Annotated in this window: 20 protein-coding genes and 1 tRNA gene; 10 read left to right on the top strand and 11 right to left on the bottom strand. The window is 40.2% G+C overall.

Annotation, left to right across the window (positions count from 1 at the left end; all coding sequences use genetic code 11):
• Positions 1-123: 123 nt before the first annotated feature.
• Both QXL17_00465 and QXL17_00460 read left to right on the top strand, forming a co-directional pair.
• Complete coding sequence (locus QXL17_00465) at positions 124-2058, top strand: right-handed parallel beta-helix repeat-containing protein (protein MEM4257613.1); 1935 nt, start codon at positions 124-126, stop codon at positions 2056-2058.
• A 27-nt stretch (positions 2059-2085) separates the two neighbouring features.
• Positions 2086-3048 (top strand): lysylphosphatidylglycerol synthase transmembrane domain-containing protein, encoded by a 963-nt coding sequence (locus tag QXL17_00460; GenBank protein MEM4257612.1) that lies wholly within the window; start codon positions 2086-2088, stop codon positions 3046-3048.
• Between the two features lie 16 nt (positions 3049-3064).
• Here QXL17_00460 and QXL17_00455 read toward each other — a convergent pair whose 3' ends face one another.
• The 8 genes from QXL17_00455 to fbp form a co-directional block, all read right to left on the bottom strand.
• Positions 3065-3838 (bottom strand): tRNA (adenine-N1)-methyltransferase, encoded by a 774-nt coding sequence (locus QXL17_00455; protein MEM4257611.1) that lies wholly within the window; start codon positions 3836-3838, stop codon positions 3065-3067.
• Positions 3822-4883 carry an archaeosine biosynthesis radical SAM protein RaSEA gene (locus QXL17_00450; GenBank protein MEM4257610.1) on the bottom strand — a complete coding sequence of 354 codons (1062 nt, stop codon included), beginning with the start codon at positions 4881-4883 and terminating at the stop codon, positions 3822-3824. Before QXL17_00450 ends, QXL17_00455 begins: the two co-directional genes overlap by 17 nt.
• A gap of 3 nt (positions 4884-4886) precedes the next feature.
• Complete coding sequence (locus QXL17_00445; protein ID MEM4257609.1) at positions 4887-6086, bottom strand: hypothetical protein; 1200 nt, start codon at positions 6084-6086, stop codon at positions 4887-4889.
• Between the two features lie 80 nt (positions 6087-6166).
• Positions 6167-7669 carry a serine--tRNA ligase gene (locus QXL17_00440; protein ID MEM4257608.1) on the bottom strand — a complete coding sequence of 501 codons (1503 nt, stop codon included), beginning with the start codon at positions 7667-7669 and terminating at the stop codon, positions 6167-6169.
• A 26-nt stretch (positions 7670-7695) separates the two neighbouring features.
• Positions 7696-7920, bottom strand: a complete 225-nt coding sequence (locus QXL17_00435) for a KEOPS complex subunit Pcc1 (GenBank protein MEM4257607.1) — start codon at positions 7918-7920, stop codon at positions 7696-7698.
• Complete coding sequence (locus QXL17_00430) at positions 7917-9266, bottom strand: DHH family phosphoesterase (protein MEM4257606.1); 1350 nt, start codon at positions 9264-9266, stop codon at positions 7917-7919. The genes QXL17_00435 and QXL17_00430 overlap by 4 nt, the downstream gene beginning before the upstream one ends.
• 58 nt (positions 9267-9324) lie before the next feature.
• The gene (locus QXL17_00425) at positions 9325-9780 is read right to left on the bottom strand and encodes a 30S ribosomal protein S15 (GenBank protein ID MEM4257605.1); all 456 of its coding nucleotides are present in this window, start codon (positions 9778-9780) and stop codon (positions 9325-9327) included.
• 97 nt (positions 9781-9877) lie between these two features.
• Positions 9878-10993 carry a fructose-1,6-bisphosphate aldolase/phosphatase gene (fbp, locus tag QXL17_00420; protein ID MEM4257604.1) on the bottom strand — a complete coding sequence of 372 codons (1116 nt, stop codon included), beginning with the start codon at positions 10991-10993 and terminating at the stop codon, positions 9878-9880.
• A gap of 121 nt (positions 10994-11114) precedes the next feature.
• Here fbp and cysS point away from each other — a divergent pair, with 121 nt between their 5' ends.
• Both cysS and QXL17_00410 read left to right on the top strand, forming a co-directional pair.
• Entirely contained in the window at positions 11115-12611 is a 1497-nt protein-coding gene (gene cysS, locus QXL17_00415) for a cysteine--tRNA ligase (protein ID MEM4257603.1), read from the top strand.
• A 3-nt stretch (positions 12612-12614) separates the two neighbouring features.
• A complete protein-coding gene (locus QXL17_00410) occupies positions 12615-13022 on the top strand; it encodes a universal stress protein (GenBank protein ID MEM4257602.1) in 408 nt (135 codons plus the stop codon).
• Between the two features lie 31 nt (positions 13023-13053).
• Here QXL17_00410 and QXL17_00405 read toward each other — a convergent pair whose 3' ends face one another.
• Positions 13054-13641 (bottom strand): 50S ribosomal protein L15e, encoded by a 588-nt coding sequence (locus QXL17_00405; protein MEM4257601.1) that lies wholly within the window; start codon positions 13639-13641, stop codon positions 13054-13056.
• Positions 13642-13869: 228 nt separating this feature from the next.
• On the opposite strand from QXL17_00405, the gene QXL17_00400 reads away from it, so the two are divergent.
• From QXL17_00400 to QXL17_00375, 6 genes are all read left to right on the top strand, one after another.
• Positions 13870-15180: a phenylacetate--CoA ligase gene (locus tag QXL17_00400; GenBank protein ID MEM4257600.1), complete on the top strand. Its 1311-nt coding sequence runs from the start codon at positions 13870-13872 to the stop codon at positions 15178-15180.
• A gap of 3 nt (positions 15181-15183) precedes the next feature.
• Positions 15184-15840 carry an acetate--CoA ligase family protein gene (locus tag QXL17_00395; GenBank protein ID MEM4257599.1) on the top strand — a complete coding sequence of 219 codons (657 nt, stop codon included), beginning with the start codon at positions 15184-15186 and terminating at the stop codon, positions 15838-15840.
• 24 nt (positions 15841-15864) lie between these two features.
• Positions 15865-17283: an adenosylhomocysteinase gene (ahcY, locus tag QXL17_00390; GenBank protein ID MEM4257598.1), complete on the top strand. Its 1419-nt coding sequence runs from the start codon at positions 15865-15867 to the stop codon at positions 17281-17283.
• Between the two features lie 239 nt (positions 17284-17522).
• The gene (locus QXL17_00385) at positions 17523-18299 is read left to right on the top strand and encodes a TraB/GumN family protein (GenBank protein MEM4257597.1); all 777 of its coding nucleotides are present in this window, start codon (positions 17523-17525) and stop codon (positions 18297-18299) included.
• A gap of 218 nt (positions 18300-18517) precedes the next feature.
• Positions 18518-18592, top strand: a tRNA-Arg gene (locus QXL17_00380).
• Between the two features lie 59 nt (positions 18593-18651).
• Positions 18652-19959, top strand: coding sequence for a right-handed parallel beta-helix repeat-containing protein (locus QXL17_00375; protein ID MEM4257596.1), 1308 nt, complete (start codon positions 18652-18654; stop codon positions 19957-19959).
• A gap of 218 nt (positions 19960-20177) precedes the next feature.
• On the opposite strand, the gene QXL17_00370 is transcribed toward QXL17_00375, so the two are convergent.
• Together QXL17_00370 and QXL17_00365 are read right to left on the bottom strand one after the other, a co-directional pair.
• Entirely contained in the window at positions 20178-20369 is a 192-nt protein-coding gene (locus QXL17_00370; GenBank protein MEM4257595.1) for a hypothetical protein, read from the bottom strand.
• Positions 20341-20928 carry a hypothetical protein gene (locus QXL17_00365; GenBank protein ID MEM4257594.1) on the bottom strand — a complete coding sequence of 196 codons (588 nt, stop codon included), beginning with the start codon at positions 20926-20928 and terminating at the stop codon, positions 20341-20343. Before QXL17_00365 ends, QXL17_00370 begins: the two co-directional genes overlap by 29 nt.
• Positions 20929-20932 lie beyond the last annotated feature (4 nt).

Here is a 20932-nt window from a genome sequence, read left to right as displayed (position 1 = left end):
AATATGTTCATAAGAAAAAGGAGTTTATGGTGTTTCTGTATTCTTCTTCTTTTGTTCTGGAATGGACAAGGATATTCTTTACCAAATGTTTCAGCTACAATCTATGTTGATGATGACAATGTCATGGGTCCATGGCTAGGGAGTTTTGAACATCCGTACTGTCATATCAACGATGCTGTTCGTTCTGCATCTGATGGCGATAGGATTCTTGTAGCTGCAGGGGTGTACTATGAGCATCTTGTTATTGATAAAAAACTACATATTTCCGGTGAAGACAGCACAACAACAATAATCGATGGAATGAACATAGGAACAGTTTGTACCATCTTAGTTTCCGGGGTTATCCTTGAGCAGATAACCTTGAGATGCTCAGGAGGATATTTTGATGATGCAGGACTGCAGGTAGCTTCCTTTACAACGCTGAAAAATTGTTCTGTGTACCGAGCTCGAGTTGGAGTTTTAGTTGTCAATGCATCCGTAGTAACTATCGATAATTGTACGTTTCATACTACCGGTTTTGGTATCAAATTTATCACATCAACAGAGTCTACTCTTTCAGGGTGTACGTTTGCACATAACGCTATCGGCATTACCATTCAGGATACTTCAAAGATTACGCTATCTCATTCGTACCTTCATACCAACGGCCGGGCGTTGTATATCCATAATGCTCAGATGATTTCAATTGATCACTGTAATATTTCTGACAATAGCGTTAATCACGGAGGAATATTCATTGAACAGAGCAGATTAATTACCATCAATGATTCAATCATCTGTCATAACGGGGCTGGCGTAAGTATTGAATCTTCACAGAATGTTGATATCTCGTTTTGTCGTTTATCTTTGAATACCCATTTTGGGATATGGATTCATCAAAATTCAATCAAAATTAATATTCATTATTGTATGATCACTGATAACTATCGCTTCGGAATCTATGTGGTTGATCAGTGTTCTTTTCAGGTGATCCACAATACAATCATTAGAAATGGACTCTATGGATTCTATAGCAAAAACTCGCAAGGAATCATTTCAACGAACTATTGGGGGTCTTTGCTTGGTCCATCTATTTCTCCTGGTGGAAAAGGGAATGCAGTGTACTATTTTCCCTCAAGAATGCATGCGTTTCCCTGGCATCTACGGAAACAGAGTGGATATGGTGCTAGTTGGACTGATACGCCGTCATATCTGTTGAAACCTGTTCGTGATCCTCTTGTTCCAACAATTACTAGTTCTGATGCTGATTCTGATGCTGATGGTGCCTCTGATCAGTGGGAACAACGGTATGGATACGATCCTTTGGTTTGGGATGATCATCTACATCTTGATACCGATGGCGATGCGTTGACAAATGTTGAAGAATGTTACATGGACGCAAATCCATTTCGGAAAGATATCTTTGTTGAAATCGATTATATGAAATCATCGAATCCAATATCTTCAAATAAACCATCTGATGATATGATTGCAGCAGCGGTTGCGATGTTTTCTGCCCGCAATATCACCCTTCACGTCGACGTCGGACTCCTCGGTGGCGGCGAAGAAATACCATTGAATACTACTTTTTCTTTTGTTGAACTGGTTGATTTGTATTGGGATTATTTTCTCCACAATGATATGAACAACCCGCGTAAACAGATTTTCCACTACGGGTTGATTTGCGATAGAGGACCAGATGTTAATTTCCCGTTTGTCGGTTGGAATCACCTCGATGCTTTCTTGATATCGGCACAGCAACTTGCGGAACAACTACCACAAGTTCCAAAAGAACGAATCATTATTGGTGGAATGATACATCATTTAGGTCATACGATGAATCTCCTTGCTGATACTTTTGATGGAATTGACAATATTCTCACGTTGCAACCGTTTTCAGTTGAATGGTTGAAATACAGAAATTACAAAAGCTGCATGAATTACTATTATAAGTATACGCTCCTTGATTATTCTGATGGGTCACGAGGGAGAAATGATTTTAATGATTGGAATTCTCTGCAGTATGACTTTTTTAAAAACAGCAAGTTTCCGTGGCCTTTGCTGAAAGAAGATACATAAACTAGTAGTCTATTTGTGTTCACGATCATGATATCTGTCAAAAAGCTTCTTCCCATCATTGGTTTTTGCATTCTTCTCTATTTGTTGTCAACAATTGATATTCATGTGATGGGCTCAATGTTCATGCGGGTATCGTTTATCTATACGTTGCTTGCATGTTTTTCGATAATTCCGATCCTTCTTCTTTCGAATATTCAATGGCAGATGTTGCTGCGTCAGCAGAAGATACCAATTCGTTTCTGGGCCTCATTGAAAAATATTTTTCTCGGTTATTTTTACGGGTTTATCACGCCCGGTGGCTTGGGTGCTTATATCCGTTCTCTACACCTGAGTGCTGAAAGTCAGCAGCCGTTACCGAAATGCGTTGCAAATATTATTACATTTAACACCATTGATTATATCACCTTGTTATTTTTTGGTGCGATTGGAGCAGTTCTGCTGAGCAATGATTTTCCGTATCTTTTCATTCCGATTTTGATACTATTTGTTGTTATCATAGCGTTGTTTGTCTTTTTTTTAACGCAGAAAAAATCAAAAATTTTGTTTTCAAAAATCATCAGATCTCAGATTTTTACAACACTCCAGCATCATTTAGATGATCCTCTCGATTCATTCTACGATGATCTTCCAAGCATTCGGCAGGTTGTTCCGATTTTTTTCGTCTCAGGTTTTGGTTGGTTGATACGGTTCTATTTGTTGTATAGTATCGCTGGTTTGTTTTCTCTGCATCTCCCCTTGCTGTATGGCATTCTTATGATTGCTGTTGCTGATGTTGTTGCATCGCTTCCAATTTCGATTTATGGTTTAGGTACTCGGGAGGCAACATTGGTTGCATTGTTTGGTATGTACCAGATTTCGCGAGATGAAGTTCTTGGTCTTTCTTTGTTTTGGTTCGCAATTGTATGGTTACTTCCAAGCATCATCGGGTCTGGTGTTGCCTTCATTGAACAGAAAAAAATTGATACAAAAAAGATTCTTCGTTCAACATAACAACATCTCAGATACTTCAATTGCTGAGTACTTTTCTTGCAAATGTGAGGTATCCTGTATGTCCAAGCATGTCAAAACTTGGTCGAGTACCCTGTGGTGAAACGATCATTTCTCGTTGGATATTTTCGTAGGTTTTCTGCTCGATAAATGGATGTTTTTGTAAGGCTTTTACGGTGTGTTCGACTTGTGATATGAGAGGTGAATATGAACAGAAGTAACCACCGACTTTAAGTGCCCTCCAAGCATGATCAACTGCTTCCCAGGGGTTTGGGATATCAAGAATGATGGCATCTAGATCTTTTTCATCGATACCTGTTGTAACATCTTTACATTTTGCAAAGACATATTGGTCGAGGTGTGCTCTGCGGAGGTTGCCGTATGCGTGTTCAATAAAATCTTCTCTAGTATCGTAGGAGATTACTTTCCCGGATGGTGCGACTGCTGTTGCGAGTGCAATAGTTAATGATCCTGATCCGATTCCTGCTTCAAGTACGGTTTGTCCTGATTCGATTGCGCAGTACATCAGGATCTGAGCAGCGTCTCGTGGGAGGATAATTTGGGCCTTTCGTTTTAAACTGTGGAGTTTATCTTGGAGTGATGGCTGAAGTATCCAGAATTGTTTTGTTCCAATGGTTTGTATCGTGCCGTATTCTCGACCGATGAGACTTTGAGGATCAAGCACGCCAACTCCTTTGATTTTATCGGTTTTTGCAGCTGTATCAACAAGGTATTTGTGATGGTTTTGATCGATTAAAACGACGACGTCGTTTCTTTTAACAACGGTATGCATAGGGAGTTTCCTCTGAAAAATCAGGATATGATTGGAAACTGAATGCTTCTACGTCAAGTTGATCTTGCCAGAGCGTTTGACAGTCGCACGATAGGTCGTTGAATATATCGGTATTTTGGTTGAGTGAAAACGCAGAGATTGCAGTAAGAATTCTGTGATCACATGTTCCGCAGTTATGTGCTCCTCGCGGTGTTCCACCACCAGTTATATCACATTTGAGTATACCTGGAAATAGTTTTTTTCCTTGGTGTAGTATCGAAATGATACTCCACAGCCATGGTGGACGATAGTGTTTACGTCTCCAGAGAAATTCAACAACGGTAAATCGTTGGATGTTGGTTGGATTAAGTGAGATGGTATCAGTGGTTTCTGCAATCTTCTGTATGCTTTGGAGGGTATCATTGAGTGCTTCCCATTCTGTGACAAATGGTGGTTTGATGAGCAGGTATGTTTTTGTTTGAACATTGTATTTTTTCATAAGTTCTGTCGCATGAAGATATGCTGAAAATGTGAATCCTTTGTTGATGGTGTATTCTCGTATGAGATCATGGGCTGTTTCAAGTCCGATTCCAATTTCTAAAGATGTCTGTTGAAGGTTGTCTTTTGCATGGGAAAGGGTGTGATCAGTGATATACTCAGGTCGTGATTCAACTGATATTTTTTGAACAGGTTTCTCTCTGAGTTTTTCGAAAATTTTTTTTTGAATATGCATGCTGATTTCCCGGGTATCAAAAAAACTTCCCGAGGTGAATATTTTTACAACTGGTTGATTGGTATAGTTTGTAAGTGCATGATCTATTTGTGCTAGGAGTTGTTTATCGGTAACTGTTGTAAGCATACTATCCGCATGATACCCGCACATCGTACATCCTGAGTGAACCCCCCAGCTGCAGCCCTGAGTTCGAAGTATTATGACAAATGCATCGACGATTTCTCGATGCAAGAGTTCTTTTTCAGTCCAGAAACTCACAGGTTTATTTGGATCTTGTTGCGTTGGATAAAAATCTTTCCGAAAATTTGTACAAAACTGATTCAGTTCCTGCATATGTTACCGTTCTTTTTTTCGCCGTTTGTAGATAAGGAGCACAAATACTATCGCAAGAAGGCTTGCCAGCAGTTCAAAACCTGGTGTTGCAACAACAGTATGGGGGCAGGGAAGTGCATAATTGATCGTGTTTTCCTCTTGGTTTTTCATGAGCAGTGGAAGGGTGCAGTTGTAGGTTTTCAATGGTTCTGTAGTTCCAATGTTTGGATCGGTTTTTGTTGTATATAGATAGGTTGTCGTATCTTTGACGATGTTACTGTATTTGGTATGTTGATTGGTGAAATAATGGGTTACTTCTGCGTAAATCTTGATGGTGTGATTACTTTCTTGGTGCCATCCTTTGTATTTTGGACTGGTTTCATATTCTTCTTTGTCTTTAGGGTCACGGCGGTTGGTGTTGATCTGAGCACCGTCGTTTACCGTATAATATACTCTGAAGTTGTTATCAGGGTTAATTTTTTTATCTGCTTTAATGAGAATGAGATCTCCACTGATAAGGGTAGTACTTGAGCTGATAATCTGAAGTGCATTATTGCTATATTCAAAGGTTTTATTGACATAGGTATCGTTGATATGGCCGTTAACGTCGGTAACCGTTAATGAAAAGGTGTATTGCCCTAGGATATTTTCTGGATTTTCATAGACGTATTCAAAGATGTTGTTCGTATAACTAAATGCAGGGTGTATCATTGTTCCATTTGGATAGGTAACGGTAAAATCGATACCATCGGTGTGGACGCCAACATTATCGATGATATGGGCAACGATTTTTACAGTTCCACCAAGTTCTTGCATCCCAGGAAGTACTGCGACGTCAACAGAGGGTTTTTCTCCATCGTAGAACGGTGGGTTGACGAGTACAACTAAGACAATAAGCCAAGTGACAAAGTAGGTTGCAAGGCTACTGAACCAACCACGTCTTCCAAAATCGGTGAGATCAATGTTGAGCCGTAGGAACAGGTATCGTATCCAGACGCCACAGACCACACCGAACATAAGGACGAGCATCCATCTGAAATTACTCTCACTCATGAGTGCCCAGAGACCAAATGATATGAGACTGATGAGAATACCAAAACCAAATGCAATGAGCATGGTTTTGATATTTTGCCGCTCACGTTTCAGGAATTTTTCTTCGTCGAATTCAGGTATGGTAAAATCAAGTTCTTCTTCTTCAGATGCTTCTTTTCGTTTCTTTGCCATACGGGTTAGGATGTCGCATTCCTTTTTAAAGGTTTTTTACGCAGGGAAAAACGTCGTACAGTATCATATCTGGTGTTTCTTTAAAGAAAAATAATCCCTTGAGGTAGTTTGTTAAGATATTTTTGAAACCCGGTAGGCCAGGAGTCTGGGTTAAGTCCATGTTGTGCGAGAAAAGCAACCATCCATCGTTCCAGTCCGATTCCTGAACAACCGCTCCAGAGTTCTTGCCGTTGGGTTTTGATATTGAATGCTTGGATGTATTTGTCTCCAAGGATACTTAGATTTTGAAATTCAAGCCATTCTGAATCTTCTCTGCTCCCTCGGTAGGGCATGTATGCTTCAAAATCAATGGTTCCAGTTTCCTGTTCTGATTGTGCATCTTTTTTTCCTGCTTGTTGAAGATACCATGGTGTCACCCACGCCATTCTCCATTCAAGGTCGAAAATATTGTTGAACACATGTGTGTATCGCTCGATGAGTTTTTCTCTGAGGTGTATGAGCTGTTCTCGTGTTCCGATATATACTGGTTCTATTCGATGAAATTCATCTACCCGTTCAATTCCATGTCTACCTCCTGATTCATAACGGCAAGATATCGCTGTTTTGTCATAGATCAGTACAGGTAGTGATTGTTCTGCAATAGTTTTTCCTTTAAGTGACCAGTAGATCATGGGACATTGAGCATAACAAAGACCAGCGGACGGGGGGCTGAGATTCTTTTTCAACTCATCTATTGGTACTTCTTTCGTGATTTTAACAAGATCAATGAACTGTTCCCATTGTTTGACATCTCGTGTTATTGGTTCTGAGACGTAGTAAAACTCTGCAGGCATCCCTTCCATATGTCCTGTTTTCAACCAGATGTCAAAGGGTTTGATATGGGATTCAATTACTTCTTGGAATCCTAAAGGTTTGAGAATTTCTTCAAGAGCAATACGTTCCATGGTTTTGAGAATTGCGGCTGCTTGTGGGTAATAAAACCATTTTCCTTTAGTTGGTCCTTGTTTCAGCCAACCTTTTTTCAACATCTCCTCTGTTGGGTCAGCTTGCATGTGGTGTTTTTTTTCTGGCGATTTCCAAATTAGTTTCCAAAATTCTGCTTTTCCCTCGTAGTATTGATTGTTGACTTTTTCTTTCACTCGGTTGATCATACGATCAATATAGTTTTTTTGGAGAAACTCATCAGAAACATTCGTCAGGACCAGAGTTGCTTTTGTATCATGGATGGTAACCTCTGCAAACGGTATAGTTATCGGGTGAAGTGGTTTTTTGTCAAGGTCAAATTCAATCGTATATTGAGGGATGAGTATTTCTCTGATGCCGACATGATGATGTTTGCCAAATTGTTTGATAAACTCATTTTTTATCTGCAGGAGAACGTTGTGAGGTCGGAGGTTACTTTTTGATTGTATGGTAAGTGAAACAATATGTTTCTCAAAATGACGATCGATGATGTCTGCGGTTTTTTCTGCATCTTTTTTTAAAAGAGTTGAGTGTATGTTCGTGAAAAAATCTTGTAATTCTTTGGTAAATGCTGTAGCATCAGTGCTAAGGTGGTATTGTACTTTAAGGTTAAAGATCATACGAGATGGGTATCTCTTCAGTGTTCTTAATGTTTGTCAACAATTTTTTCTGCAACTGAGATGCAAGCAAGATAATCGTCAAGGGTATGAATCAGTGAGGTTAGTGAGGTACTCGTAATCGTTGCGTGGATGGTGTTGTCGTGTTGACGCGATGTGACAAAATGATAATCATCGACTTTGATTGAAGCAAGAATTTTTTCAGCTTGTTTTTTTGATTGAAAGGTGATGTGCAGTTTGCAGGTGATATTCATGTTTTTTTCTCCAACTGTGCTGTTATGATGGTATCAATTTGATCTAGGAACTCTTGTTCTTGGCTGAGTGCAATGGTTGCCCCTGCAGCAATCTTATGACCACCGCCAAAGCCATGGAGTTTTCTGGCGATTTGATTGAGTGCTCCTCCGAGGTCAAGACCTTGTGCGACAAGCTGCTGGTTTCCTCTGCAGGAAATGTGGAGTTCATCGTCTTTTCGGGTAAGTGCAAATAAAGGTTTTTTTGTATCAAAAAGATAATTGGTCGCGATACCTGCTATAACTCCTCCGAGAGAAGAACTCTCGCTATAAAAATATCGTATTGATTGTTTTTCCATGAACTTTCCGTTTTCAATTGTTTGAAGACCTGCTACGATTTTTGTTTTATAGTCTTTTTCAACTACAATTGCTTCAGCGAGTAGTTTTTTATCTCCAAGACACAAAGCAAGTGCGAGACCGCGTTGGTCATTTTTCCCACAGGCATCAAGGAGATCTGCAAATCGTTCCAGTTCAAAACCGAGGACAGATGCACGATACCGTTTCCTGATAACGGTGTCGATGATCGAAGGATGGCATCCGTTTTTGATTAACAACAAGAGCAAAAATGAATGTATTTTGATCATGTTTTCTTCAGAGAGTTCTTCAACTGGTGTGGTTGGTTTGACGCCAAGTTTTTCGAGGAGGTGTTCACAGTTTTTCTGGTTGCCAGAAATGGTTGGATAATATGGATCAATTGAGTCAACCAGTGATTCCAAAATGGTTTGACCACTGAGTTTAATTCCAGTATATTCCTGGATGACGTTATGGTGGAGCGCCTCAGAAAGAATAGTTGCATTGTATCCTCTGATTCCACCTATGTATTGTTTGTCACCAATTGCTCCTGTTAACGCTAATGCGGCAAGATCAGTATTGTTGTGATTGACCGTTGATGCAAGACCATAACTTAATGTTGCCCCTGATGCTTCATAGTTTCCATTGATGCCGCAGAGGTTTGCATTGATTTGAAGAATCTCATCAGGAGTATCATCGGTTATTGGCTGATGATGATCAAGGATGATTGCAGGGGTGTTGAGTTTTTGGATACTGTCAAGCTGTCCGCTCCCCATATCTGCAAAGATAATCAATTTATTTTTTTCTTTGGTTAATCGTTCGAATCCCTTGGTGAAGGGATTCCGCATGAGCGTAGCATGAAAATGTAGTTCTTCACGGTACAACATCTGACAAAGGATTCCTGCTGCGGAGACACCATCAGCATCATAATGAGAAATAACACGGACTTTGGTATTTTTTGGCAGTGCATGAATCTGTTCTGCTGCTCTCCTGCAGAGTTTTTTGAGTGTATCAGTCATAGAAATAGAAAAGAAAGAAGCATAACCACTCTAAAAAGCTAATGGTTATTTTTCAGGGTTATTCAAACATGAGTTTTGCCTGTTCGATTGAATATTTCCAATCTTTCGGTAATCGCCCTTGATTGTGATAGTATTTAGTCAACCTGCGGATTTTTGATTCAGTAAGTTGAAGGTTTCGTTTATTTTTTAAATCGTTTTTATGCATGAGGATATGTTTCTGAAGGGTTAGTGCTGTATGGATTAGATTTCGAAGATCTTCAGGAACTTCGGGTTTGATGTTTTTGCTTTCAAGGATCTTTCCAATCCTTTTCCCTGTTGCTGCTTGAACGTCAGGAACGGCGTATTGATCTCTGAGAATCATGCCGATTTCACTGGTTGATTTCCCGGTTTTTGCAAGTTCAACAACGCGAGGTTCGATTTCTCGAGGATTTAATGAACTCCACTCAGGATGTTTTGCTCGTTTTGGTCGTGTTGAACCGGCTTTTCCTTTTCGTCGTGCATGTATTCGTGCCATGCTTTATGACTCCCGTTGTTTTTTATAAGGAAACACCTAATCAAATACCTCTATATAAAATTAAAGGTTAACTTGACCGAAAGAAAAAAATGAGGGATTATTGGATTTTTTTGAACCGTGGCGCAAGTTTTTTCATAACTTTCGGAAGAGTTGTATATTCCATATCTGCCATGGGGAGTCGATGTGGTTCAAAAGGTCCATGTCGTCGCATGTAATCAGCAATGTGTTGTGCTTCGATGCGGACTTTGTCAAAAGCTGGATCGTCAAACATATCTGCGGGTTCAGTTAGTTTTCCGTTTTTCACCTGAAAACCAAGCGCAATCACTCGGGGTGGACCGTCGAACCGTGTACATTTTGCTTCTTTTTGAGCAACCGGCATGAGTGGCCCGTTATGGGAACCACGCATCCAACCAGACACGAGATGAGGATGCGTAAAAGGTTCAAGGATTTCTCCAACTGCAGGTAATCCTGATTGGCCACGGACGACAGCAACCGGATCATCTTTTCCGACGTATTCACCTGCGATTTGGTAGAGTTTTTCTGTTGAGATCACAGCAACTGCTTCGTCATCAGGAAGTTTTGATGTTTTCTTCGGAAATACTCGTTTGATGACAAACCGTGATTTCGCTCCGATCAACGCAAGAAGATCGTAGATTTCTTCAGGGGTTTTGATAAAAACGTTGTTGTGTTCTAAGATATCCCAAACTTCGAAAATGAATCCATCGTGAATCGATGGATCAATGACAAGGCCAGCAGTGTTAAATGGATCAGCGAACATTTTGAAGATTGGCAGGTTGAATGCTCCTGGTTCTGTTTTGTCCATCATAAACGCGATGATGGGTTCTGATTTTCGTTCTGTGAATTCAAGTTCGGCAACACCAGGCCCCATACCTTTAATGTTTCCTGAAAATGCGTCGCAGAGAAGATCTTGTCCAGCTCCATACAAACCAAGATCTGCGGCTTTTTCGGTTGCAGCACAAAATGTGTTCCAGGCAAGGTTGTGGATTTCTTTTGCATCGACACCATGGGTATGCGTCATAATGAGTTCAAGATCATCACCGCAGTTCGTGACATGAAAATCTTTGATAAGTCCAGATACTTGTGCATCTCTGAGTTGCATAGATGCAATTTCTTTTAGGTCTGCATGAACATATGCATGTCCTGGCCATCCACCGACATCTGCTTTAATAATACTAAATGTTGTTTTTGTCATAAGCCTCCGTGTTGTGGTATCCTGCAAGTATATATAAATAATTTGGAAAACAAGTTTAAGTAACTGATGAATGTTTACGAATAAAAAATAAAGCCTAGAAAAAGTTAGGAACCATGTTGGTATGCCATTGAAAATCTATAACTCATTGTCTCGGAAAAAAGAAGTATTTACACCGGTTCATCCTGATAAAGTTAGCATGTATGTCTGTGGGATGACGGTGTATAGTGATGCTCATATTGGACATGCACGGACATATCTTGCGTTTGATATTATACGACGGTATCTTGAATATAAAAAATACAAGGTAATCTACGTGCAAAATATCACTGATGTTGATGATAAGATCATCGCTGCTGCACAACGAGAAGGCATTGATCCTTTAGAATATTCCAAGCGGTATGCGGATCGTTGTTTGAAGGATCTTGACCAACTTGGGATTCGACGAGCTGATATATATCCAAAAGCATCAGAGACAATCCCTGATATGATTCAGATGATTTGTACGCTGATCGATAAAGGATATGCGTATGAGTCACATGGAGATGTGTATTTTTCTGTCGATCGTTTTCCAGAGTATGGAAAGCTTTCAGGTCAGCAGATCCAAGAGATGAAAGCTGGTGCTCGTATCGAGCCAGGTGAACATAAGCGTGCCCCGCTTGATTTTGCGTTATGGAAAAAGGCAAAACCTGGTGAACCTGCATGGGATTCACCGTGGGGGAAAGGTCGACCTGGTTGGCATATTGAATGTTCAGCAATGAGTAGCAAATATCTTGGACTTCCGTTTGACATTCATGGTGGTGGTATGGATCTTCGTTTTCCCCATCATGAAAATGAAATTGCTCAGGCAGAAGCAGCAACAGGGAAGCTTTTTGCTCGGTATTGGATGCATGTTGGTCTGCTCACGGTTCAGGGAGAAAAGATGTCGAAATCTCTTGGTAATATTGTCAATATCCGAAAGTTACTTACACAGTGGGATGCAGAGGTGATTCGATTCTTTTTTGCTCAGAACCATTACCGAAGCCCTCCTGATTTTACCGAGAAAGCACTCGATGATGCAAAAAAAGGTTTAGAACGTATTTATAGAACGATCGAAAAACTGAAACAATATGTACAACAAGGACCCCGCGGTCATGTCAGCAAACTGCGGCCATCTGAAGAGCAGCAGTTTCACGATGCGATTGTACAGTTCAGAAATAACTTTGAACATGCGATGGATGATGATTTTAACACAGCAAAAGCAACTGCTGAGCTTTTTGAATTTGTGAATCGTACAAATCGTTTTTTTGAGGCAGTATCACATCCATCGCCGGGACTCTGCACTGAGGCATATGATACGATTCAAAAACTGGGGTCCATTTTAACTTTGTTTCAACCACAGGGAAAAAAATCAGCACATGATCAGGCTCTTCATAAAAAACTCTACACTCTTTTAACGGCCTTTCAATCAGCGGAAAATTCATTAACCGTTGAGGAAATATTGACCATGTTGCTTGAGATACGAGAAAAAGCTAGAAAAGAAAAAGATTGGAAAAAAGCTGATTTCATCAGATCTCAGCTGTTAGAACTCGGATATGAGATTCAAGATACCAGTAGCGGTCCGCACTGGAGGAAAACGTAAACTATGAAACGTATCCTTGTTGGATTTGATGGCTCTGAAGGATCTGAAAACGCGTTAAACAAAGCTATGATGCTAATCAGTGAGGATGGTGAGATCGTTTTACTTGCCGTGGTTCCCACACCTTCTGATACTAATTTTGTTGATCCAAAAACAACTGAATTCCTGCGGAAAAAGGCACAGGCGTTGATTGATGCGGTGATCAAAGATATTGGAGAACATGATTTTACCGTCACCGGCATGGTTGTCGAAGGAGATATTGCTGGCAAGATCATTGATGTAGCAAATATGCTCCACTGTGATCTGATAGTTCTTGGCAGTAAAGGGACAAGTGAACTGGGGACCTACCTCCTTGGAAGTATTGCCAATAAGGTTGTCCAGTATGCTCATAAACCAGTTATGGTCGTACGATAAGATAAAAAGAAGTAAAAAAGTGGTAATAGGTTTACTTTCCTTTGTTGTGATGGGCGCGGATACTTGGTCTGATCTTTTCAGCACCTTTTCCTTTATGCCGAAGTCCTCGACCTTTTTGACCAGCACTGGTTTTCCCGCGGAGTACCCGCCTTCGGTTTGGAATCGCTGAGATCCAATTGATATTTGGATCATTGATAATTGATGGATGTGCTGGATCAACAAGAATTACTTCATAATAGTGATAACTACCGTCTTTACCAACCCAATAGGAGTTGAGTACCTCCATATTCGGGAAGCGTTTTGCAGTTCGTTCTTCAGCAATCCGCTGAGTATTCTTTGCCATGGTGAGTTTTTTTGTTCCTCGAGCTGATGGTTTTCGACCACCTTTTATTTTATGTCGATGTAGACCTCCGTGTCTGACACGCGCTCTGACAATGACAAACCCTTGTTTTGCTTTATAGCCAAGAGATCGTGCGCGATCAATACGGAGCGGTCGGTCAACTCGTAGGAAGTTTTCTTCTTGCCGCCATTGGATGAATCGGTTTTTCTGAGGTGATTGATAGGACGTATCTGGTTTTTTCCAGATATCACCAACATAATCGTACATGCTTTTTACCATATGTAGGAACACCTGTCTTTTTTATCTTGGTAGGGGCTATGGAAGGGAAATTGTTATTTAAAACTTTTTGTTATGCGATTGAGTTTGTCAACTTAAGGATTTAATCGCACGTCTTCTCTACTGATAGTTTGTGTTGAGACGGTCTTACGTTGACACTATCATGCGATTTCAACGTTTCTTTTAGAATATTTTCCTAAGATTAATAAAATAGGTTTTCTTTCAGGCTCTATGACTTCTATGGTTTCGATATTTAACAAAAAAATGGAGATGATGCCTCGGAAAAAACTTGAAGCACTGCAGCTTGAGTTACTGAAAAAAACCGTGGATCATGTGTATTCGCATGTCCCGTTTTATCGGCAAAAATTGAAAGAAGTTCGGTTGAAACCTGAGGATATTAAGACCCTTGAGGATATCAAAAAACTTCCGTTTACCACCAAGGATGATTTACGGAAAACAGCTCCGTTTGGACTGCTGGCGGTTCCGCTTGAACAATGTATTGAGTTGCATGCATCTTCAGGAACAACAGGGATACCGGTGACCGTGTGCTATACACCTCATGATATCGATATCTGGTCTGAGATGATGGCGCGATGTCTTTCCATGGCTGGTTTGACCAAACATGATATTTTTCAAAATCCGATTCCGTATGGAACGTTTACTGGTGCGTTTGGTTTTCACTACGGCGCTCAAAAAGTTGGTGCGTTGGTGATTCCATCTGGGCAGGGCCAGTCTGAGCGACAGATTAAACTGATGGAGTACTATGGGACGACGTTTCTGTCAGGTGTTGCGTCATATATGTTGCGTCTTGGCCAGGTTGCTTTGGGGATGGGTGTCGATCCGAAGAAACTCAAGGTTCGGAATGGTTTGTTTGGAGCCGAGATGTTCACTGCTGGTTTGAAAAAACGAATTACGGAACTGTGGGATATGGATGTCCATGATATCTATGGTTTAACTGAGATGTGTGGTCCTGGTGTTTCTGCTGATTGTGATGTCCATGATGGTTTGCATCTCTGGCAGGATCATTTTTTTATTGAAATTGTTGATCCGGTGACTTTAGAACCAGTTGAAGCTGAAGAAGAAGGTGAAATAGTTCTAACTACGTTAACGAAGGAGGGTATGCCGTTGCTTCGGTATCGAACAAGAGATATTGCAAAGATATTTGACAGTGGTGTTTGTGATTGTGGTCGGACTCATGTGAAGCATTCGATGATTAAAGGTCGTTCTGATGATATGGTGATTATCCGTGGTACGAATATATATCCAGGTCAGATTGAATCTGTATTGATGAAACATCCGTTGGTTGGTGGAAACTGGCGGATGGTATTATCAACTGAACACGAGGTTGATATGCTCACTGTTGAGGTTGAAACAAAACAGCAACTGAGCACAGCTGATGCTGATCTGCTTGCTCAAAAATTAAAAAACGATATTCAATCAGTGATTGTATTCTCCCCTCAGGTTGAGGTGTTACCGCCGAATACAATACCAGAAACAGGTTTAAAAGCAAAACGTGTTATCGACAATAGGAAGAAGGAATAAATTATGAAAGAATCAATAAAAAAACTCCTGAATCGAAGCGGTGCTCTTGCTGAAAATGAGGTTAAGGATATTTTGAAAGCGTATGGTATCCCAACAACAAACTATGTTGTTGTTGATACTGAACAAGATCTCGAAGCGGTGCACTTGTCATTTCCTGTTGCATTAAAGGTATGTTCATCGAAGATTTTACATAAAACCGACGTTGGTGGTGTCAAACTGAATATTCAAAATCAAGAGGAACTCCTGAAGGCATTCCGCGAGTTTCGAAAACGATTCCCTAAGGAACATCTCCTTGTCGATGAGATGGTTGAAAAAGGAGTTGAGGTCATCGTTGGTTTAGTTCAGGATCCTACTTTTGGATTGACGATTATGTGTGGCATCGGTGGTATTTTTACGGAGTTGTATAAGGATGTATCATTTCGGGTGGTTGAGATTGATCGGTATGATGCTGAGCAAATGATTGAAGAGTTGAAAGGAAAAAAGCTGTTTGAAGGGTTTCGAAATATGAAAGCTAATAAAAACCTAGTGATTGATCTCGTTTTAAAAGTGTCGAAATTTGGTCAAGAACTCATGGATCGTATTGATCAGATGGATTTAAATCCAGTTTTTGTTTATGAAGATCACATTTGTGTTGTTGATGCGAAGTTGATTTTAAAATAAAGAAAAAAAAGGGTTGAGATGATGATGGCTGTTGAAACAAAACATGAGTATAAGGTAAAGGATATTTCACTTGCTGAGTGGGGACGTAAAGAGATTAGTATTGCTGAAAAGGAAATGCCTGGGTTGATGGCGGTTCGGGAGAAATACGGTCCAAAAAAACCATTGAAAGGGGCACGGATCACCGGGAGTTTACATATGACGGTGCAAACAGCAGTACTCATTGAAACATTGGTTGCACTTGGGGCTTCGGTTCGTTGGGCAAGCTGTAATATTTTTTCAACACAGGATCATGCAGCTGCTGCAATTGCAAAGGCAGGTATTCCGGTATTTGCGTGGAAAGGAGAAACGTTGCAGGAGTATTGGTGGTGTACAAAAAAAGCGTTTGATTTTGGCAACGGAAAAGGGCCACAGCTGATTGTTGATGATGGTGGAGATGCAACACTCATGGTTCATAAGGGTGTTGAGATTGAAAAGAATCCGAAATTACTCGACAGAGATTATAGTAACGAGGGTGCAGATTTTCGAGAGCTGATGGCATGTTTGCGACAAACGTATCAGGAGAATCCGAGGTATTGGTCTCATCTTGTTCAGGATATTCGAGGTGTTTCTGAGGAGACGACAACAGGAGTACATCGGTTGTATCAGATGATGGAGCAGAAAACGTTGATGTTTCCTGCGTTTAATGTGAATGATTCGGTGACGAAATCTAAGTTTGATAATTTATATGGCTGTCGTGAGAGCCTTGCTGATGGTATCAAACGAGCGACTGATGTGATGGTTGCTGGTAAAACCGTGGTTGTTTGTGGGTACGGCGATGTTGGGAAAGGATGTTGTCAGTCGATGCGTGGTTTTGGTGCCCGGGTAATTGTGACTGAGGTTGATCCTATTTGTGCCTTGCAAGCAGTAATGGAAGGATATGAAGTGAAAACCGTTGAGGATACGCTTGGTGAGGGGAATATCTATGTGACAGCAACTGGTAATGTAGATGTTATCCGGGTTGAGCATATGGAAAAAATGAAGGATCAAGCAATCGTCTGTAATATTGGTCATTTTGACCATGAGATTCAGGTAAACGAGCTCAATAAGTATCCAGGAATAAAAAAAATCAATATTAAACCTCAGGTTGATAAGTATGTTTTTCCAGATGGGCATGAGATTTTTATTCTTGCGGAAGGAAGACTTGTAAATCTCGGATGCGCGCATGGTCATCCGAGTTTTGTGATGAGTAATTCGTTTACCAATCAGGTTCTTGCGCAGTTAGAGTTGTGGAAGAACAAGTATCAAGTTGGCGTCTACCGATTGCCGAAGATTCTTGATGAGGAAGTTGCTCGGTTGCATCTTGAAAAACTTGGGGTAAGACTTACTCGACTTACTCCGGAACAGGCAGCATATATTGGTGTATCTGTTGATGGCCCGTATAAGCCTGAACACTATCGGTATTAATGAGTTACATTCTAAATAAAAAAAGAAGGAAGAAGGGGAAGAAGGAGCGTTAGAAGAGTCTCATTCTTCGTTCTATTTTTTTCCAAGATTCGGATAAATCCTCTTCTCGGTAGTCGTCAATTACATTACACATGATTAGTATAAGTATGATTCAAAGTATTTAAAATTGTCGATATTTTAATCGTCAATTGTCGAATATCTGGCGTGAGGGATACAAACGCATCCATTAAGTATACCAAATAAATTACCTGACCAAAAAAACCAGGACGACGATCTTCATGATAACTCTTATCGGAACAGGACATATATTTGATCTATCCCATGCATTACAGACGATTTTTGACGAAAAAAAACCAGAGGTTATCGGTGTTGAACTTGATCCATACCGATATCAAGCGCTCATCAACCGGAAAAACAACCCTCATCTCTACCAGGAATCACGAAAAAACATGCCTCTGATCTATCAACTACTCGCCCGTTTTCAAGAAGACATGGCACAGGAATACGGGGTTAACGCTGGTGATGAGATGCTTGTAGCAATCACCTATGCTTCAAATCATCAGATACCCTTAGAATTTCTTGATGTTAATGCACATGAAATATTCATTAACATGTGGAAGACGATGCCGTTTCGAGAAAAAATAAAATTGTTATTTTCAGGATTTGGCAGCCTTTTCGTCAGTAAAAAGCATGTTGAACAAGAAATACAACACATTCAAGAAAACCTAGATCACTATCTAACAGAGATTGGAAAAAAATTTCCAACGATTAAACGAGTACTCATCGACGAACGAAATGAACACATCGCCCAACGTTTGACTACGCTTTTAGAAAAGTATTCATCAATTGTTGCATGTATTGGTGATGGGCATATCCCTGGAATGTCAACTCTTCTGAAACAGAAAAATATTTCTTTTGAAACGGTTCGTCTCTACGAATTACAAAAATACGGTTCTGCGCCCGGTACTTCAAATTCTGCTCATTTCTCAATTCATTATTCATTTGACCAAACCTAGTTTTATCGAAAAAGTCGATATTTCGTAGGTGTATGCCCAGCTACTTATTTTTCAGCAGGTATACTCAATTTCGGGCAGTCCTATCTTTGTGTTTCTGTTTGGTATCACATGTTCTCAGGTTACATTCAAAAAAACGGTTAAAAATCTCTACTAGAAAATGGAGAACATGTTTTGCATACTTTTAAAAGTAAGTCATTGATGTTCTTGCTGGTCTTTATGGGCCTGTAGCCTAGCCTGGATTGGGCGGCAGTCTCCTAAGCTGCAGATCGCGGGTTCGAATCCCGCCAGGTCCGTACATACATGTCATCATTTTATTAACGATTAGTTGTTCTCTAGTATGTGTGAGGAAGATATGAAAATACAAATCTTGTTTGTTTCTGTCTTTGTTTTTATTCTCTTTTTAGATGGCTGCGTCGAAAATAACGATCTTTCAGATAACGATTCTAGTAGCGTTTCTGAATTATTTAGTTACAGGGATCTGCTTCCGGCTGAGATAGCTGGCTTGTCAGAGGGTTTCTATCCAGCTGGATGGACGAGAGCAAGCATTTTGGATAAGTTACATGAAGCTATGGATAAAACAGGGAACATGGAGTTTGATTCATGGTCAGGTGTCGTTCGGGTAACTGGTGATATGCACATAGGTCGTTTGACAATCCAACCAGGTACCATTGTCTTCATTGATGCTCATTCTGATGATCAGAACAATGGCTGGGTGTCTACAGTTGACCCAATGAATCCCCATGAATTCCTCGGTGAGAATTATTCTTTTCATCACATCTTCATCCAGGTACGTGATGAGCTGATCGCCAGAGGTACTGAGGATGAACCAATTATTATCACCTCTACTTCTGATGATCCATGGCTTGCCGACTGGGAGAAGATAGTGTTCAAAAAAGGTGTTCTTGAATACGCTGTTGTAGAGTATGGTATTGGCATGGCTATAGAATCATCTGATGTTACGATATCTCATTGTCTGATAAGGGATATGTTGAGCCAGGGTGTTATGTTCGGTTCTTGGCCTGAGGCTGGTATAAAAGGTGAGTCAGTGTCGCCCAACATAACGTACAATTACATGTACAATTTTGGTCATATGGCCGTACAATCGTTCTATTCTGAGCCGTTGATCTCTAACAATATTTTTATCCAAAGAAATACAAATGATTCTGAGCTATATGAGTATCTTTCAAAAGGAGAGAACGGCGCTTTGGATCTACATGGTGGGAACGGAACCGTAGAGCATAATTTCTTGTCTTCCGGGTACGATTCTACGATCGAGAAAGAACGACCTAAACATGGATGTTCAGGTATCGGTATCACTACAGCGACGAAGCCAAAAATATCCTTCAATACGATCGTTGGGAACAACGTAGGGATAGAGTTACAAGGAGGCAATCCGATTATCAATTACAATAATATTCATGATAATGTTGATAATAATCTCGTTGTCAGAGGACTGTATTCTGAGCCTGGACGAGAGGATACTGTTATTGTGTATGACGAACCGATTGATGCCAGAGAGAACTGGTGGGGTAGTTCAGAACAGGTTCTTTTGACGATGAATGTTGAGAACGGAGTTGAGGTAAATTATGAGCCGATTGCTTTGCAGGAGATCAGTGGTGCTGGGCCGGATTGGAGTGGTTTTAGATGGTTATATAACTAGATAAAGAATTGACAATTTCGACATACCACAGAAACAAATAAACAGATTTCGGAATGTCGGGTATGCTGATTTAATAACATGTGTTCTATTTACTCTTGTTAGAAAAAGAGGATAAGTTTTAGTGAAAAAATTTTGCTACAACTAAACTACGTAAAAACCTTAAAAGTTCGAGTGGACTTTCTCCTGTTGGTTTGTTCCCACCTGCAGGGTCCATAAAATTAGTACTGCTTGTACGTTTCTTTTTTCATGTACAAAAATTGCTCTTTGGTCATTGATGCAGAGCGGAGACAGGAATTAATGATGCGATTTTGTTGCTGTGACCATTCTTTATCGCTATGATTTTTGACAAAATCTGCCCAGAGGTCGATAAACTTAAATCGATCATTTTGGTTTTGTTTGATAAAAGTCATAGAGCATCTCCTTAAATTTATGGATCAATCGATTGTCTATATGACCTTCGGCAACCTTTTTCATATGTCGTGCATCTTCTAAATCCTTAGGTGATTGTAAAACTGCTTCCTTAAATGCAATTTGTAATTCCAGCGGAGAGATGAACAAGCATTTTGTATCGATATACACAGGTATTCTTTTTTCAACGGCAATCTCATCAAAGAGTGTTCTCGCATATTTCAATTCAATGTTTGGGATGATGGTATCCTTTTGAGCAAATCGTACGGGAAGATTTTCAGAGAGAGATTCAACGATGTCTTTTTCAGAATCAGCGTTCAAACAATAATAGCTCTGCTGGAGTAACTCAGTTAATAACAAGTGACATTTCTGATCGTTGAGTTTTGGGATGATAATATCGACATCTTCGCTTCCTCGAGCTCGTCCAAAAAGAATTGCAACATACCCGCTGACAATAACGTACGGCGTGTGGCGATAAAGAATTTCTGTAAATCGGATGGCAAATCGGTCAAGATCAGATAATTCTCGGTCAATGGTAATTTTTGTTTTCTCAAATCTCATGTCA

The sequence above is a fragment of the Candidatus Thermoplasmatota archaeon genome (assembly GCA_038884455.1).
Taxonomy (GTDB): Archaea; Thermoplasmatota; E2; order DHVEG-1; family DHVEG-1; genus JAWABU01.
This window is presented reverse-complemented; position numbering and strand designations above follow the sequence as displayed.

Bases quoted from the DNA above. Each gene is read 5' to 3' on its own strand.
- QXL17_00460 (MEM4257612.1), top strand. From the start codon at position 2,086: ATGATATCTGTCAAAAAGCTTCTTCCCATCATTGGTTTTTGCATTCTT.
- QXL17_00410 (MEM4257602.1), top strand. From the start codon at position 12,615: ATGAAACGTATCCTTGTTGGATTTGATGGCTCTGAAGGATCTGAAAAC.
- QXL17_00445 (MEM4257609.1), bottom strand. From the start codon at position 6,086: ATGGCAAAGAAACGAAAAGAAGCATCTGAAGAAGAAGAACTTGATTTT.
- QXL17_00440 (MEM4257608.1), bottom strand. From the start codon at position 7,669: ATGATCTTTAACCTTAAAGTACAATACCACCTTAGCACTGATGCTACA.
- QXL17_00405 (MEM4257601.1), bottom strand. From the start codon at position 13,641: ATGGTAAAAAGCATGTACGATTATGTTGGTGATATCTGGAAAAAACCA.
- QXL17_00455 (MEM4257611.1), bottom strand. From the start codon at position 3,838: ATGCATACCGTTGTTAAAAGAAACGACGTCGTCGTTTTAATCGATCAA.
- QXL17_00395 (MEM4257599.1), top strand. From the start codon at position 15,184: ATGAAAGAATCAATAAAAAAACTCCTGAATCGAAGCGGTGCTCTTGCT.
- QXL17_00425 (MEM4257605.1), bottom strand. From the start codon at position 9,780: ATGGCACGAATACATGCACGACGAAAAGGAAAAGCCGGTTCAACACGA.
- QXL17_00365 (MEM4257594.1), bottom strand. From the start codon at position 20,928: ATGAGATTTGAGAAAACAAAAATTACCATTGACCGAGAATTATCTGAT.
- QXL17_00435 (MEM4257607.1), bottom strand. From the start codon at position 7,920: ATGAATATCACCTGCAAACTGCACATCACCTTTCAATCAAAAAAACAA.
- QXL17_00375 (MEM4257596.1), top strand. From the start codon at position 18,652: ATGAAAATACAAATCTTGTTTGTTTCTGTCTTTGTTTTTATTCTCTTT.
- fbp (MEM4257604.1), bottom strand. From the start codon at position 10,993: ATGACAAAAACAACATTTAGTATTATTAAAGCAGATGTCGGTGGATGG.
- QXL17_00465 (MEM4257613.1), top strand. From the start codon at position 124: ATGGGTCCATGGCTAGGGAGTTTTGAACATCCGTACTGTCATATCAAC.
- cysS (MEM4257603.1), top strand. From the start codon at position 11,115: ATGCCATTGAAAATCTATAACTCATTGTCTCGGAAAAAAGAAGTATTT.
- QXL17_00370 (MEM4257595.1), bottom strand. From the start codon at position 20,369: ATGACTTTTATCAAACAAAACCAAAATGATCGATTTAAGTTTATCGAC.
- QXL17_00400 (MEM4257600.1), top strand. From the start codon at position 13,870: ATGACTTCTATGGTTTCGATATTTAACAAAAAAATGGAGATGATGCCT.
- QXL17_00430 (MEM4257606.1), bottom strand. From the start codon at position 9,266: ATGACTGATACACTCAAAAAACTCTGCAGGAGAGCAGCAGAACAGATT.
- QXL17_00450 (MEM4257610.1), bottom strand. From the start codon at position 4,883: ATGCAGGAACTGAATCAGTTTTGTACAAATTTTCGGAAAGATTTTTAT.
- ahcY (MEM4257598.1), top strand. From the start codon at position 15,865: ATGGCTGTTGAAACAAAACATGAGTATAAGGTAAAGGATATTTCACTT.